This window comes from Micromonospora sp. DT53 (genome assembly GCF_049841535.1).
Classification (GTDB): Bacteria; Actinomycetota; Actinomycetes; order Mycobacteriales; family Micromonosporaceae; genus Micromonospora.
This window is the reverse complement of sequence record NZ_JBNCKM010000007.1, coordinates 143,239-157,483: the sequence shown is the minus strand read 5'-3', so window position 1 is coordinate 157,483 and position 14,245 is coordinate 143,239. Positions and strand designations below refer to the sequence as shown.

Below are 14,245 nucleotides of genomic sequence, written 5' to 3'. Positions count from 1 at the left end.
CCGCTTTCGGGCGGCCGTCCCCGATCAGCCGGTCAGAGGCCGGCGGCGTGCGCGGCGGCGGTGCCACCGACCACAGGCAGGACGATGTTGCTGCTCTTCAGCGCGACCTGCAGGTTCGCGGCGGTGGTGTCGGCCTGGCTGGAGTACTGCGGGTAGCTGGCCACGATGATCACACCGATCCGGTGACCGGGCTTGAAGACATAGTCCTCCGGGAGCAGCGGGAAGCTGAAGTTGTACGACTCCCCCTGCACCAGCGGCACGGCGACGCGGATCGACTGCCGGTTCTGGGCGTCCATGATGCCCTTGGTGACCAGCTCGTAGTCTGCCGTGGCCACCCGCTTGCTCGTCTGCTTGTAGCAGCCGTCGTCCGTCGGGCTGCTCTGGCCCCAGCAGTCCTCCGTGGTGAGGGTGGTGATTCCCTCGCCCGAGGCCCGGTGCTCGACCCGCTCGTCGGTGCCGTAGTCGACAAGGATCGCCCCGAGGTTGGTGTCGGTCTGGTCGGCGGAGGCCCGCAGTTGCACGGTGGGGGTGCCGGAGATGTGCAGCGGCGCGGAGAGTGGCGCGGAGAGGAAGGCCAGCCGGTTTGGCTGTACCACGTCCGGGTTGAGAATCATGGTGTTCTGACTCTGCGTGCGGCTGTCCTGGAACGCCCCGGTCGCCGGCTTGGCGGTGGGCACCAGCCCGAGACCGCCCGCGCCTGTGGTGCCGGGCTGGAGGAACACCTCCGTGTCGGCCTTACCGGGGATCGGCCAGTCGGCGTGGGTCTCCCACACGTCGGCGGAGCGCTCCAGGTCCACCCGCGGCTCGTCCATGATGCCGTTGGCGACGTTCTGCAGCCAGAAGTCGAACCACCGGTGCAGCGTCGACACCCACACCGCGCGGCGCGAGTCGAACGGGTCGACGTGGCCCTCCTGCGACAGCCACAACTTGCGCGGCACGTTGTTCTCGGCCAGGGCGTACCAGAACTTGCTGAAGTGGTCCGGCCGGACGTTGTCGTCGTTGAGGCCGTGGTAGAGCAGCACGCTCGCGGTGACGTTGGGGACCTTCTTGACGTAGCTGCGCTCGTTCCAGAAGGACGTGTAGTCGCCGTGCTCGTCGCCGTCGGCGGCACCTATCGCGTCGCGCACCGGCTTGCAGTACTCCCGGCGCTCGGGGTTGGTGACCGTGTTGGCCAGCGAGGACACGTAGCTGTTGCCACGGGTGACCACGCCGTTGCTGCGCACGTAGTCGTAGTACTCGGTCGGTCCGCTGATGGGCACGACCGTGGTCAGGCCCTTCACGCCGGTCACCGCCGTGGCCATGGCCAGCGAGCCGTCGTACGACTTGCCGATCATCCCGGTCTTGCCGTTGTGCCAGTCCGCCTTGACGATCTCACCGGCGGCGTTACGGGCGGTGGCCCGACCGTTGAGCCAGTTGATGGCCTGCTTGGCGCTCAGATTGTCCTGGTTGGCGTTTGTGGTCGGGCAGCCGGTGGAGTTGTTGGTACCGACCATGTCCAGCAGGATGACCGCGTAGCCGCGCGGCACGAAGTAGTTGTCGTAGAACAACGGCCACTTGTCCAGCAGCCCGTCGCCGTCGAGGTCCGCCTTGCACTCGGACTCGTTACCTCGGCAGACCGTCGAGTAGTAGGGGCTGGCGTCCATCACCACGGGGGCCTTGAGCCCCTGCGCGGTGGCCGCCGGCCGCATCAGGTCGAACGCGATGATGTCGCGCAGACCGTCGTTGTCGCTGTCGAAGGTGGAGTCGATGAAGAGGCGTTCCCGAATGGCGTCGGCGTAGCCGAACACCGGCTGGGTGACGCCGTCCTGGACGACTATCGACGGCGGGCCGTCCGCCGCCAGCGCCTGCGGTGCCGCGCCGAGGGCGGCGAGCACCGTCGCGGACAGTACGGCCACGCCTCTGCGCCAGCGCGTTCCCACTGTAGCCATGCACTCTCCTTGATGTGTCCGAGGCTGCGTACGCTACGAGCCGGTGGCCGGTGCCACCACCTGCACGTGTAGGAACTTCGCCGGGTGTGGTTCGACGGGGTGCCTGGGCGACGGGGCTACGGCTGGCCGGCCAGCACCAGCTCCCGCAGCCGGCGGTCGAGCGTCGGAGCGTCCAGCCCGCCCGGCCAGCCGCGGAGCAGGGCGCCACCCTTGGCCACCAGCACGACGGCCGGCGGCTCCCGCACCGCGTACGAACGCCAGATCGTCTGCTGGTCGTCCAGGACGACCGGATACTCCACCCGGTGGGTGCGCAGGTAGTCCTGGACCTCGTCGGCCTGGTCCGCGCCGGCCACGCCGACGAAGATCACCCGGTCCCGATAGCTGCGGGCGAGCTCACTGAGGGCGGCCTGGCGGCTGGCGCAGGTGGTGCACCAGGAGCTGAAGAAGGTGAGCACGACGGGACGCTGCCCCCACAGCTCGGCGGCGACGAATGGCGTACCGTCGGTCAGCGCGCCGGTGAACGCCGGGGCCGCCGGGGCGGTGCCGGGCGCCGGACGCAGGGCAAGGTCGGCGGGGACCGGGCCGGGCAACGCCGCCGCCCCTCCGGCGGGCGCCGGCGCGGGTTCGGGCTCCGGCGTACTGCTGCATCCAGCCAGCAGCGCCACCGCCAGCACCAGCGGCAGGAGTGCCCGCCTCATGACGGGACCACCGCCACCAACGCCGGGCCCTCGCTGCTGTCCGACGTCAGGTCGAGCGCCGGCCGGCCGTCCACCTCCAGCCGATAGGAGGCCCGCTGCGGCACCCGCACGCCGACAGCGAACTCGCAGTAGGTGGGCAGGCGCTCGACGCCCAGATCCTCGGCGAAGGCGGCCACCGCGGTCCCCGCCGGCAACTGCCCGCTGGCCAACGCCGCCCCGTCCGGGTCCAGCACGCGGAACGGCGCCCGGTTGTGGAAGTGCTGGTACGGGCCGGTGCCGGCGCAGTCCACGCCCGCGGCCCGGATGTTGATGTCGCGGACCAGGACCCGGACGGTCGTCGGGGAAACCGCCTCCTGGGCGGCGCCGACGGCACCGCAACCGGTCGCGCCGACCAGCAGCAGGGGCAGCACAGTCATGATGCTTCGCCGCACGTCATCCTCCTTCCGCCCGCCTGGCGGGTCCGCGGCGGCCTTCCGCCGCGGACCCGCCAGAAACGGGGTCAGCCTCGGACGCCGGTCAGGACTTCTCGACCCGGCACTGCTTGGTCACCGTCTTGGTCGGGTCGCTCTCCGAGGTCGCGGTGAGCTTCACGAAACCGGTGTCCGCGGCGGCGGCGGTGGCACCCACCGACACCTTGACCGTGGTGGCCTTGCCGAACTGCGCGGTGGCGAGCTGGTTGGGCAGCCAGGTCCGCCAGCCCTTGCCGGCCACCTCCGCCGACAGGCGGTAGACGTCCGACTTCAGGTACGCGCTGACGTTCTCCGGGTGCTGCTGGCCGCCGGCCGAGTACGAACCGGTGTTGGTCAGCTCGAACGAGCAGGCCACCCCGCGGTTGGTCGGCTTGCCGCCGCCGGTCACCTCGCCCCTGCCCAGCAGCACGCCGTGACTGCTCGGCCCGCCGGTGCCGTCCAGCGAACGCACCGCCACGGTGTAGGAGAGCGAGCCGGCCGAATCCCGCTTGAGGTCGATGACGTAGAAGTGCAGCCGGTTGGCCTCGTCGACGTACTCGTACTGGCTGCCGGTGTCCGCCCCGGCGTGGAACAGCGCGTCGGAGAGCTGCCGGTAGTCACCCATGGTGATCTTCTGCGGGGTGCCGTCCGGCCGGTAGAAGTCGATCATGTCGATGTCCTGCGGGTTGGCGTCCACGACCCACTGGAACGGCGCGCTGTCGGCGTTCTTCGTCTTGCTCAGCAGCACGCCGCTGTCCGGGGTGAAGGAGTCCGCGCCCATTCGGTCGACGACCTCGACCGTGTAGTTGTTGAAGCTGCCACCGTCGCACAACGGGTCGGTGCTGACACCACACGTCGGTGACAGGTCCTTGTTCAGCGCGATGTTCACGCCGCTCAGACCCTTCGGGCCGGCGTCGACCGCCCGGGCCGTGACCTGCGCGACCACCAGGCCGGACGAGGCCAGCGACTCCCGCGACAGCCGCAGCACGTGCTCCTCACCGAGCAGACCGATCTTGAGCTTGTCCCGCACGGTGTGCAGCGAGCCCATCGAGCCACCGTTGGTCGGCGGGATCTGCCAGCGGGTGTGCGGACCGCCCGGGCCGTTGAACGACCCGCGCGACATCATGCTCCAGATCCCGGTGTACGCCCTGCGTAGCGGCTCGCCGTACGGGTTGTTGTAGTTGTCGCCGATGCCCAGCAGATGGGTCAACTCGTGGGCGTAGACGCCCATGCCGGAACTCTCCCCCTGCGTCGAGGAGCCGCCGCCGGCGTTCGGCCACAGTGTCGCCGCCGCCTTCCACGAGGTCCAGTCCACGTAGCGGGTCTTCGCCCAGTTCGGCAGGTTGGGGTCCGGCGGGCCCCAGGCGTCCGGCACGTCCTCCTTGTTCTGGAAGATCATCTGCCCGAACTCCTGCCAGGTCGACGACTCGTCCTGCCCGGCGCTGAGGATGAACACCAACTCGTACTGGTTGGCGACCTCCTCGCCCACGGCCGCCCGCCAGGCGCCCAGGCCGTCGGTGCGGATGTTCTTGCCGCACACGTCCCCGCTCGGGCAGGCGCCCGGGTTGAACCCGTTGTCCAACCCGTACTGGTAGGACTTGGCCGGCATCTGGTACGGCCCGAACCCGGTGAGGTCGACGCCGTAGCGGCCGTTGGAGTCCTGCATCCAGTACTCGTGCAGGGTGTGACCCTTGTTGAGGGTGTTCGGGGTGTTCGGGGTGTTCAGGAAGTCCTGGTAGAACTTCGGCACGTCCGCCCGGGGGATGTTCGTCGCGACGGACTGGGGGTTGCCGAACACCGTCGAGCGGGCGCGCTGGGAGACCGCGAACGTCTCGTCGGGATAGTCGAGCGCCACCAGGGCGATCTTGAAGTTGCGGGCCGAGCCGGACACGCTCGGGTCGGCCCAGTTCTTGCCGGGCACGGCCTTGTAGTCGTTCCAGGTCATCGTGTCCGGGTTCTGCCAGGCCTGCGGGTCGAGTACCTGGAACGGCGCGGTGCCGCCGGCCGGGTTGGCCGGGGCCGCGGCGGCCTGCGCCGCCCCGGTCGCCACGAGCGTGGTCACCACGGCGGCGGCCAGCACGGCCCGCCTCAGCCGGGTTCGGTGGGGGGTAGCACGGTGCACGGAACCACCTCTCGTCGGAGGAAAACGCGGCGCTGGCGTCCCGGTGGGGGTTATCGCGGAACACCTGTCAGCAGGCCGCGCAGCGAATCTAGGAGGGCGGGCCGGTGCCGGTCACCGTGCAGATGTCGGCAGGTGGGCCGGCGACTTCCGACACCTGAAGGACCAGGGCCAACGGCGGATCAGCCGGGGCCGGCCTCGGAAGCTGGTTCGGTCGTTGCCGCGAGGGCCCGCAGCACGTCCCGGCGCACCTGGTCGGCGGTGGGCCCGGACAGGGGTCCGCGCGGTGGACGGCACTGCCCGCCGAACCGCCCGGCGCACTCCATGGCGAGCTTGACGGCCTGCACGGCGTCCGGGCGGGAGGCCCAGCCGAGGATCGGGTGCAACTCGGCGTAGAGCGGCAGCGCCCGGCCGAGGTCGCGGGCGACGCACAGCTCGTACAGGCGCACGGCCTGGCGGGGCAGCGCGTTGGGGAGGGTAGCTACCCATCCCGTGGCGCCGCACAGCACCAGTTCGAGCACCACGTCGTCGGCACCGACCAGCACGTCGACGTGCGGGCAGAGGTCCCGCAGGCGATGCAACCTGCGCACGTCGCCGGTGACCTCCTTGACCGCGACGATCCCGTCGATCTCGGCGACGGTCGCCAACAGGTCCGGCGTGAGATCCAACCGGGTGTCGGACGGTTCGTTGTGGGCGACCACCGGCAGGCCGACCGCCGCCACCTCCCGGTAGTGGGCGACCACGTCGGCGGCGCGGGCGGCTGGCCCGTCGGGTGGCCGCGCGAGCACGCCGTGGGCGCCGGCCTCGGCGGCCTGCTCCGCCCAGCGGCGGGCCTGCCTGCTGCCGTAGCCGCCGACACCGGGCAGCACTGCGCAGCCGGACGGCGCGGCCTCCACCGTCGCCTTGACCACGGCCGCTCGCTCGTCGTCGGAGAGGGCCCGATACTCCCCCATCGACGCGCACGGCGCGACCCCGTGACACCCCTCGGCGGCGAGCCAACCGACGTGTTCCTGGAGCCTGTCGAAGTCGACCGACAGGTCGGCCCGAAACGGCGTGGCGATGGCGACCAACACGCCCCGCCAGGGCCTACCAGCTCCCACTCGGAAATCCCCTCCCCACCGGCACCACCCGTCAGCCCATGCGCGCCGTGCGCGGCGCCGCTGGTGCGGTCCGTACCGGAACCCTAGGAACGCCTGTCGCTCCCGGTCTTCGGACAGATGCCGAAACCGTCGCGTGGCCGCCCGTCTTTTTGTCGTGACTTCGACAGTGGACCTTGCGCGATGCCCCACCCGCACCGGAGGGTAAGGACTGGCGGTCGTGCGCTCACCAGAGCGCACTGAGAGGTAACGGAGTTAGATGCACGGTGAGCTCCAGCGAATCGTCGACGCCGTCGCCGCCCGGGTGGGGCGACCCGCCCTCATCGAGGACCGGCGACAGCGGGTGGTCGCCTACAGCGAGCACGACGGCCCGATGGACGACGTCCGCCGGACGTCGATCCTGCGGCGGCAGACGACGCCGGAGGTGATCGCCTGGTTCCGAGGCATGGGCGTGCTCACGGCGCACACGCCGGTCCGCACCCCCGCGTGCGCCGAGCTGGACCTGCTGGCGAGGGTGTGCGTGCCGATCCGGCACGACGACCTGCTGCTCGGGTTCGTCTGGTTCATCGACGCGGACGGCTCGATGACCGACTCCGACATCGCCACCGCCACCGGCCCCTTCACCGACCTGTCGCTGGCCCTGTACCGGGAGAACCTGCTCGGTGAGCTCGCCGCACAGCGGGAGACCGAAGCCACCCGCACCCTCCTGGTGGAGAGCCGGCAGGCGCGCGAGCACGCGGCGCGGGCGCTGCTGGAGGAGGGCGTGGTGGTCGCCGACGGGTCGACCGTCGCGCTCGTCGCCCAGCTCGTACCGGCCGCCGGGCGGCAGCCCGACGAGGTGGCCCGGATCGCCCTGGAACAGGCCCTGGTCACCACCCGCCGGTGGATCGGAGTACGGGAGACGCTGCACCACGTCTGGCACGACCACGGGGTGCTGCTGGTCTGCGGCGACCGGATCGCTGGTCGCCCCTCGCCGGAAGCCTCCGCCGGGCACCTCACCGAGGCGCTGGCAACCGCGACGCGGGGTCTGACCTCGGTGGACCGGACCGTGACCGGCATCGGCCAGCCCCGCGCCGGGCTGTCCACCGCGGTCGAGTCCTACCAGGAGGCCGCGCAGGCCGCCCGCGTCGGCACGCAACTGCCCGCGCTGGGCCGGGTGGTCTCCTGGGCCCGTCTGGGCATCTACCGGGTGCTGTCCCAGCTGGACAGTCAGCACCTCGACGTCGCGGGCGTCCATCCCGGGCTGGAGCGGCTGCTGCGCGACGACGCTCACCAGGTGCTGCTGGAGACCCTGGAGGCCTACCTCGACCTGGCCGGCAACGCGCACGCCACCGCCGAGAAGCTCCGACTGCACCGCACGACCCTCTACTACCGGCTGCAACGTGTGGAACAGCTCGCCGGGACCGACCTCAAGGACGGCAACGAACGGCTGTGCCTGCACCTGGCCATGAAGCTCGGTCGGCTCAGCGGTCACTACCGCACGGCGTGACACCGCCTGGGGAAAATTCCGCCACCGCCGACCGCCATCTACTCCGGCCTTTCCGTGTGTTGCCTGGAGGTTGCTCTCGACATCGGTGATCTCTATGCTTCCTGGGCGTCAAGAGTGGTCAGCGTCAAGCCTCCCGGCTTGCTGACCCGGCAACCGCGCCACCCGCGCACGGTGCCTCCGGGGGAAGACCAGGCCGACCGCAAGCTGCGGTACGGCAAGAGCGGGTGCCTCATGGCACCGGAGAGCGAGTTCACCGTGTCATTCGAAGAGCTGGACCTGGCAGCTTTCGCGGTCTGCCTGACCTGCGGGCACCTGCGCGGCGGTGCCCCGCGCGAGCAGCGGTGCCGCTGCCAGCCCCGTACGCCGGAGTGGGAGCAGCAGTGGCAGGACCAGGACATCCCCGGCGACCTCGACCTGTGTGTGTTGTGCGTCCGGGCCACGGTGACCACCCGAACCCGGTGGTCGTGGCTGGCCTGCGAGACCTGCCGACTCGTCTCGCAGGTCGTCGGCGAACGGTACGGCCACCGCGCCGCGCTGCCGCTGGGCCGGCACTCCCTCATGAACGGCGACGTGGCCCAGCCGCAAACGGCCACGACCACCGAGGTCGCTGTCTCGCTGGTGGCCTCCGCGCGACGGTGCCACGAGTTGCGCGAGTGGCAGCAGCTGGAGTTCGCCCGGCTCGCCGAGCCACTACGCCCGATTGTGTCGAGCGTGCGGCTGGCCGAGTGGCAGCGGCAGTCGCCGCCCTCGCTCGGAGCAAGCGTCGACGCCTTCGACCGCTACGGCGTCCTGCCCGTGCCGGACGACCTCAGCAGCCTCCGGCAGGCCCAGACCCAATTCCTGTTCACCGCTCGTTGACCATCAGCCATCGACGGTGCGCTGACGACGGCGACCACGTCAGTCCTCGCGTCGGAGACCGTCGATGTAGCCCTGGATGAGGGCGGACGCGTCGCGGAAGTCGAGGTCGAAGAACTCGCGGTCCTTGCGTACCCGGTAGGGCGCCAATCGATCGTGCACCTCGGCCTCCACCGACGGAGCATCCGCGACCACCCACAGAGCCCGCACGCCGAACGGGATGACCACGCCTGTCGCCCGATTGATCTCCCTCACCCGCTCCTCGACGGTCCGCTCGGTGTAGCCGACCTTGAGCATCCGAGGCTGCTCGCGAGTCGACAGCACGTAGATGTAGCCAGCTCCTCGCGGTTCACGCGGCTGTTCCCCGACGAGTCCGGCCAGATGGACCTGCGCGTCCGCGTCAGTCAGCAGCGTGAGCTGCTTGGCAGCTGTGGCATCGTCGCCATCCCTGATCGCGGTGCGTAACCGACCGAGCGCGTCACCAGCTTGTCGGCAGCGCTTACGTCCAGGGCGGCCCAGTTGCTGCCACACGGTGAACCAGTCCCACTGGTCCTGCCTGTGACAGCGCGTGTAGAGCCCCTTGACTTCCGACAGTGCCTCCAGCAGTGCCGTGGTGGGCTCAGCCGGGTCGTTCTGCAGGTAGCTCAGCACGGCCGCCACCGACTGCCGTCGTCTCTGCTGGACCTCGGGCTTGACGGGGGCCATCCCGAAGCCCCACTTCTGCGCGACGTGCACGCGGTGGTCTTGAACTGGAGATGCCACGACCGCCCTCTCCTCCCGTAGCTGCATTCGCCGTCGGATGCGGCGATCCCGGCCACCTCAGCAGCGGCCGGGAAGAGCGGCAAGAGTATCCACCATGACCAGCCCAGCGTCCGGGGTCCCACGGATCATGGTCATTCACGTACCGTGGTCCTACCTCGCCGTGGCGGGCGCATCACGGAAAGCGTTGACCGAGCAGGAAGCCGGGGGGCGAATGCAGCAAGGCCGCAGGCATGAACGCCTGAGACTGGCGAGCCTGGACTTCCTTGGCGACGATTCCGCCTTGCGGGAGCAGGCCGGTCGTGCGCTGCGCGAGACGGGACGTGAGCTGCGACCCGAGGAGTGCTCCGGGGCGGACCAGACCGGGTCCGTCCGCGTGGTGGTCGACACCCAGCGACAGGTCTCAGCTGTCACGATCGTTCGCGACTGGCGCAGCCGGCTCGGCCCTGGTGGGTTCGCCGATGCGCTCTTCGAGGCGTACGCCGCCGCCGTGCAGGCCGCCCTCGAACTGGCGGCGCTCCTTCACCTGCAGGCGGAGGAGAAAGGTCCCGCGGCTCCGGATCAGGAGCCGCTCGACAGCGGCCCCGAACGGGACGTCGACGAGCACACCTGGCTGCGCGACACCTGGCGAACGCTGTCCGACCTCGACGCAGAGCTTGATGCGGCGACTCACCGGTCCAGAGTGGAGGGCGACTCGAGCATGTCGAGCCCCGACGGCTGCCTGACGCTGCACATCCGCGGAGGCGGCATCACCGGCATCACCGGTGACGTCGGGCGGATCGCCCGGGCAGACGCGGGTGAGCTGCAGTTGGAAGCCCGTTCCCTTTTCCGCGCGTTCGCGCTGACCAGCTCCGGGCCGACCGGATCGTGAGGTAGTGAGATGGATGAACTGAATGTCATCACCGACTCGCTACGTGATGAGGGAGTCAAGTGGCTGACGCTGTCGGACCAGGTCGCTGCCGTCAAGGTAGCCGCGGAGCAACTTCATCTGGACCCCTCGGCCTTCTTCATCGGTGACGCGAACGTCCTCATCCACTCGCTGGCGTACAACGACTTCCATGCCTTCATGGTCGCCGTTCTGAATGGAGCGGTGACCGAGTTCGAACAGGTTGGCAAGGCCCTGCGTCGCATCGCCGACGAGTACGACCGGGCCGACGAGATCGTCTCACTGGACCTCAACGAGATCTACAAGGCCTAGCGACCCACCGGGCGACGTTCGGAGAGGGCACGGAGCACCCGATGCAGCCAGGGACCACTGATCTTGAGTACGGGGAACCGTTCAACAAGGCGTTCGACCATATCCGCGCCGGCATCGACACGGCGATCGCCAAGTTCAACGAGATCGTCGAGCAGGTACAGCAGTGGAAGTGGCTCCTCGGACCCGCGGCACTCTTGTGGATCAAGCACAGTCTGGATGGCACCAAAACGGCACTGAACTCCGTCCTCGACCGCGTCGAGCAGGCTTTGGAGCATCAACTGCCGGTGCTCTCGCTGATCGAGGTCAGCTTCCGCTGGGTCAACGACGTGAAGACGCCGGTCTCCGACCTTTCCTCCGCCACCACCGACCCGGCGAACGAGAACCTGCCGAAGTGGACCGGCGACGCGGCGAGCGCCTACAACGCCAAAGCCGGCAAGCAGAAAGCCGCGGTAGACGAGTCAGTCGTCAAGTCGGAGTTCATCAGCCAGTGGCTGTTCACGATCGCCAAGGCGAATGTCGACTACGCCGTCGAACTCGCGAAGATCGTCACGGGGCTGGTCGGCAAACTGGCGCAGGCGGCGTCCGAAGGGGTGACCGTCATCGACCTACCGTGGGCCATCTCCACCCTCGCCGAGTCGGTCGGAGACCTGGTCACCGCCGGCCTGAACACTCTGCTCACCATCGGCCAACGCTTCGTCGACGCGCTGGGCAACATCCGGGACATCGCCACGCAGGTCGGCGACCACTCGAAGCTACCCGGTGGGCGGTGGCCGGAGGCCGTCCGAGGATGACCGACGGGCCCGTCACACCGTGGGTACGGCCGCCTGGGTCGCCTTGAGGATCGTCAGCGCCTTCGGCGCGAGCGTTTCGGTGGCGGCGTACGAGGCACCACCGATGGCCAACCAGACCTTCACCACCAGGTTGCCCGTGCGCGCGCGGACCATGTACTCGGCGTACTTGAAGCCGGGCTCGGAGCGCCTGGTGAAGGCCTCGGCCTCGTCGCCCACGCCGGTGATGACGCCGGCTGGCGTCATCACCGTCACCTGCGCCGTGGCCCGGTAGAGCAGCCGAGCCTCCTGCTCGCTGACCGGCGTGGACGCCTCCACCCGCAGATTCGCCTGATGCCCGTCCTTCGTTCGCATCTCGAACAGACACGACGCCCCCGGCTGCCCCAGCGGTGGCTTCGGATCGGTGCGGGCCACCGTCAGGGACAGCTCCGCCAACGGCCGAAGATCAGTACGCTTGCACAGCTCCAGATCTTGAGCGCGGTAGACGGGGCCGGCTGAGGCGGTGGGCGGGGTGGAGGCGACGCTGCTCGTGGCCGCCCCTGTTGTCGGCGCACTCACTGGAGCCGAGGCACCGTCGCAGGCGGCAGCGGCGAGCACCGCAACGAGCGCCACGACAAGACGAGAGACACCGGCCGACGCAGACACCTCTCGAACATACCGGCTGCGATGCCGGCAGACTGCCCGAGCGACGAGCCACTATGGTGCGGGGTATGGCCGCCGCAGAGACCCCGGAGCAGATCACCCGGACCCGGATGGTCACCGCCCGGGCGGTCCTGCAGGGCCAAGCCGATCTTCGGACGTACCCTTATCGCCTGCTGGCCGTGGTCTCCCAGCACGGCATCGGCGGCGACAAGGTCAGTGAGGCGGTCGCTGCCGCCGAGGTGCTCGGGCAGTTCGGCTGGGACCTCGTCAACATCTCGGAATTCGCCTCCAACAAGATCGTCTACGCCTTCCTGCGGAGACGGTGACGATGAGTCTCGGGCCGTGCCGGACCTGACGCAATGGTTGGGCTACGACGGCGGCATTGGTTCGGGGTTGCTCAGGCATGCCGGGCGATGTCGTCGCCGGTCACAGCGCCTCCTGATGGTGCAGGCCGGCATGGAACCGCAGCAGCCGGATTTTGTCCTCGCCCAGGATCGGGCGGGCATGCGCGATCAGCTTGTCGAGCTGGGCGGCGCGATCGCGGGATGGGCCGTGATAGGTAGTGGCCGCCTGCCGATTGAGCCATGTGCTGATGTCCGCCCGCGCACCGGCGCGCAACCGGTCGTCGGGATCATCGATCAGCCGTAGGTTTGTGGCCAGTCGCTGCCACGCGTTGCCCGAGGTCAACAACCGGTAGCCCGCGAACCGGACATGCGCCGCGTTGCCCGGCCTGAGCAGGGCCTCGAGCATCTCCGGGTCGAGGCCGCCGAGGTCGTGTCGCAGGACCGCCACCACCTGGCGGGTCACCGCGCCAGACTCGTCGCCCAGCAGTGGCACCAGGTCGGCCGACCGGGTCACGCCGAGGCGACGCAACGCTCGGACCGCTTCGACCCGACCACGCGCCCGTGGATGCGCCAACCACCGTCGAACCAGGCCGGCATCCTCGACGCCACCGGTCTCGCCCAGCCCGGCGAGCACCCCCGGCGCCGGCGGCTCCCGCCGAGCAAGCAGGCGATAGGACCCTGCCGGATCCGCGCCGCTGCCGCGAAGCCTGTCTTGAGCGATCGCCCGCACCAGCGGATGCCGATCAGGCAACGCCGCCTCAGCGGCGCCCAGATCACCGACTGCGGTCACGGCCTGCAGCGCCTCGGCCCGAACCAGCGCGGTACGGCTGACCAGTAACCCCCGCAACTGAGCCGGGCCCGTCGCGGCCTGAACGGCACCTCGGGCGCACAGGGACCGGATCGGCAGGTCGTCGTCTGTCATCGCGGCCGTGATCAACCGGCGCACACTCAACAGGCCACCTGTCATCGCGGCACGGTAGGCCGCCCGCCGGGTCCGACGATCCCGCGCCGTCAGCAACGGCTCCAAGCCGTCCAATGGCAGGTCCCGCAGGACACCTTCGACGCGCTCGGCCAACCAGGCGCCCTGACCCCGACCGCGCAGGGCGAACGCCATCTCCGTGAGCTGGGTCAACGACCCCCGCGATGACCGCAGCCAACCATCCACCGCCGCCCTTGCCCGCTGGCGCACCTCGGGCACCCAGTCGGCGGTCCGAAGCGCCAGCACCGCCAGCGCAGCCGGGTGCGCATGCTCAGCCAGGTGGACAACCGCCGCTTCGCGGATCCGCCCGTCACGGTGGCAGCCGGCCACGACCAGGCGCAGCACCTCGACCTCACCGTCAGCCAGCTCGGCCGCAAGGCTCCGCGACCAGCGCGGCGCCGACCACCACCGTTCGCGCAGCGCGTCATCCACCGCCAACCACCACCGCGCCTCAGCGGAACCAAGCGCATCCACAACCGCCGCCCGCAGGCCCGGCTCAGCGTCGCGGGCCACCGTCAGCAAAACGGCCGAGAACTCCGCGGGGCCAACGCTTCGATCGGCACCGCCGGCCCCAGCCCGCACCCACTCGACGGCCGGCAGTTGCGGCAGATAGTCACGCTCCGGCGAGTCGTTCGCGCTGGCAGACATGGCTCGCAGCCACCGCCGCAACACTGTGCCCAGCGACATCGCGCCCACCGACGCCCCCGTTCCCACCGCAGGTCACCACGATCGCAGCCATTCTGTCGCCCATGGGCCGACCGAGCCAGCGCATTCGCCCGCAGCCACGGTGACTCCGCAGCCGGGTGGCAACCAACAGCCCGCCGAGGCCGACGGCGCCCCGCCACCGGTTCTCCCGTCCAGGGCGACGCGGTGAACGCCAGGGCTCCATTTGCCCTCGTG

Annotated in this window: 14 protein-coding genes and 1 riboswitch; of the genes, 6 read left to right on the top strand and 8 right to left on the bottom strand. The window is 69.9% G+C overall.

What is annotated here, in order from left to right:
* Positions 1-32: 32 nt before the first annotated feature.
* The 5 genes from ACLQ3B_RS22605 to ACLQ3B_RS22585 all read right to left on the bottom strand — a co-directional run bounded on the left by ACLQ3B_RS22605 (position 33) and on the right by ACLQ3B_RS22585 (position 6,294).
* Positions 33-1,928, bottom strand: coding sequence for a CocE/NonD family hydrolase (locus tag ACLQ3B_RS22605; RefSeq protein ID WP_425782677.1), 1,896 nt, complete (start codon positions 1,926-1,928; stop codon positions 33-35).
* Positions 1,929-2,044: 116 nt separating this feature from the next.
* The gene (locus tag ACLQ3B_RS22600; protein ID WP_425782676.1) at positions 2,045-2,626 is read right to left on the bottom strand and encodes a TlpA family protein disulfide reductase; all 582 of its coding nucleotides are present in this window, start codon (positions 2,624-2,626) and stop codon (positions 2,045-2,047) included.
* Entirely contained in the window at positions 2,623-3,057 is a 435-nt protein-coding gene (locus tag ACLQ3B_RS22595; RefSeq protein WP_425782675.1) for a hypothetical protein, read from the bottom strand. Before ACLQ3B_RS22595 ends, ACLQ3B_RS22600 begins: the two co-directional genes overlap by 4 nt.
* Positions 3,058-3,142: 85 nt before the next feature.
* Entirely contained in the window at positions 3,143-5,197 is a 2,055-nt protein-coding gene (locus tag ACLQ3B_RS22590; RefSeq protein ID WP_425782674.1) for a M6 family metalloprotease domain-containing protein, read from the bottom strand.
* Between the two features lie 179 nt (positions 5,198-5,376).
* Positions 5,377-6,294 carry a dihydrodipicolinate synthase family protein gene (locus ACLQ3B_RS22585; RefSeq protein ID WP_425782673.1) on the bottom strand — a complete coding sequence of 306 codons (918 nt, stop codon included), beginning with the start codon at positions 6,292-6,294 and terminating at the stop codon, positions 5,377-5,379.
* A gap of 256 nt (positions 6,295-6,550) precedes the next feature.
* Between ACLQ3B_RS22585 and ACLQ3B_RS22580 the strand changes: the two genes are divergently transcribed.
* Together ACLQ3B_RS22580 and ACLQ3B_RS22575 are read left to right on the top strand one after the other, a co-directional pair.
* A complete protein-coding gene (locus tag ACLQ3B_RS22580; RefSeq protein ID WP_425782672.1) occupies positions 6,551-7,780 on the top strand; it encodes a PucR family transcriptional regulator in 1,230 nt (409 codons plus the stop codon).
* A 106-nt stretch (positions 7,781-7,886) separates the two neighbouring features.
* Positions 7,887-8,007: riboswitch (SAM riboswitch) on the top strand.
* Between the two features lie 28 nt (positions 8,008-8,035).
* A complete protein-coding gene (locus tag ACLQ3B_RS22575) occupies positions 8,036-8,638 on the top strand; it encodes a hypothetical protein (protein ID WP_425782671.1) in 603 nt (200 codons plus the stop codon).
* A 39-nt stretch (positions 8,639-8,677) separates the two neighbouring features.
* Here the strand turns inward: ACLQ3B_RS22575 and ACLQ3B_RS22570 are convergent, their stop codons facing one another.
* The gene (locus ACLQ3B_RS22570; RefSeq protein WP_425782670.1) at positions 8,678-9,397 is read right to left on the bottom strand and encodes a GIY-YIG nuclease family protein; all 720 of its coding nucleotides are present in this window, start codon (positions 9,395-9,397) and stop codon (positions 8,678-8,680) included.
* A 94-nt stretch (positions 9,398-9,491) separates the two neighbouring features.
* On the opposite strand from ACLQ3B_RS22570, the gene ACLQ3B_RS22565 reads away from it, so the two are divergent.
* From ACLQ3B_RS22565 to ACLQ3B_RS22555, 3 genes are read left to right on the top strand one after another with little or no spacing between them, the layout of a single operon-like run.
* Positions 9,492-10,265 (top strand): hypothetical protein, encoded by a 774-nt coding sequence (locus ACLQ3B_RS22565; protein ID WP_425782669.1) that lies wholly within the window; start codon positions 9,492-9,494, stop codon positions 10,263-10,265.
* 9 nt (positions 10,266-10,274) lie between these two features.
* A complete protein-coding gene (locus ACLQ3B_RS22560) occupies positions 10,275-10,592 on the top strand; it encodes a hypothetical protein (RefSeq protein ID WP_425782668.1) in 318 nt (105 codons plus the stop codon).
* 41 nt (positions 10,593-10,633) lie between these two features.
* Positions 10,634-11,383: a hypothetical protein gene (locus ACLQ3B_RS22555; protein ID WP_425782667.1), complete on the top strand. Its 750-nt coding sequence runs from the start codon at positions 10,634-10,636 to the stop codon at positions 11,381-11,383.
* A 12-nt stretch (positions 11,384-11,395) separates the two neighbouring features.
* Here ACLQ3B_RS22555 and ACLQ3B_RS22550 read toward each other — a convergent pair whose 3' ends face one another.
* Complete coding sequence (locus ACLQ3B_RS22550; RefSeq protein ID WP_425782666.1) at positions 11,396-11,815, bottom strand: hypothetical protein; 420 nt, start codon at positions 11,813-11,815, stop codon at positions 11,396-11,398.
* 275 nt (positions 11,816-12,090) lie between these two features.
* On the opposite strand from ACLQ3B_RS22550, the gene ACLQ3B_RS22545 reads away from it, so the two are divergent.
* Complete coding sequence (locus ACLQ3B_RS22545; RefSeq protein WP_425782665.1) at positions 12,091-12,348, top strand: transcriptional regulator; 258 nt, start codon at positions 12,091-12,093, stop codon at positions 12,346-12,348.
* A 100-nt stretch (positions 12,349-12,448) separates the two neighbouring features.
* Here ACLQ3B_RS22545 and ACLQ3B_RS22540 read toward each other — a convergent pair whose 3' ends face one another.
* Complete coding sequence (locus ACLQ3B_RS22540) at positions 12,449-13,993, bottom strand: hypothetical protein (protein ID WP_425782664.1); 1,545 nt, start codon at positions 13,991-13,993, stop codon at positions 12,449-12,451.
* Between the last annotated feature and the right edge of the window lie 252 nt (positions 13,994-14,245).